This window comes from Ancylomarina longa (assembly GCF_003996985.1).
Taxonomy (GTDB): domain Bacteria; phylum Bacteroidota; class Bacteroidia; order Bacteroidales; family Marinifilaceae; genus Ancylomarina_A; species Ancylomarina_A longa.
In genome coordinates this window covers 1-662 of record NZ_RJJX01000131.1, presented here as the reverse complement: position 1 = coordinate 662, position 662 = coordinate 1, and the positions used below count along the sequence as shown (strand labels likewise).

General features: G+C 36.7%; 1 protein-coding gene. It reads left to right on the top strand.

Annotation, left to right across the window (positions count from 1 at the left end):
• On the top strand, positions 1 to 662 hold a 662-nt coding region (locus DLK05_RS16655; protein ID WP_148114120.1), incomplete at both ends, for a lamin tail domain-containing protein.

Here is a 662-nt window from a genome sequence, read left to right as displayed (position 1 = left end):
AACTATTCTGATATATGGTATAAGTCTGCAGAGAAAAGCGAAGGCGGTTGGTCTTTGGAGCGAATTGATCCGATGAATACATGCAGTACTTTTGGGAACTGGACGAGTTCCCTTTCAACAACAGGTGGAACACCAGGACTTAAGAACTCTGTTAACGCAGAAAATCCGGATACTAGGAGTGCTGTAATAAGTAGTATACAAATTAGTTCCGATCATGAATTGGTTCTGAATTTTAGTGAGTATATGGATAGTTTGAGTTTAAAGATGCTTTCGAATTATACTCTGGAAACAAATACGATAAGTCAGGTTGATTTGAACTCACAACAATCAATAGCTCTAATCTTTCAACAACCTTTTAAAGATGGTATCCCCGAAAGGTTGCAAATAAAATATTTGGAAGATGAGTGTGGAAATGTATTGGATAGTCTAATAGAATTTACCTATCATGAAATTCACGCTCATGATTTGGTAATCAATGAAATCATGGCAGATCCCTCACCTAGTGTTGGATTATCGGATTACGAATATCTTGAACTTTACAATACTAAAGATTATCCTATAGTCATTACAAATTGGAGGTTGAAATTTGCAGATAAGGAATGCCTGTTGGGCGTGGATACAATTCCTTCTCAAGGATATATCCTATTGTGCTCAACTGGTGC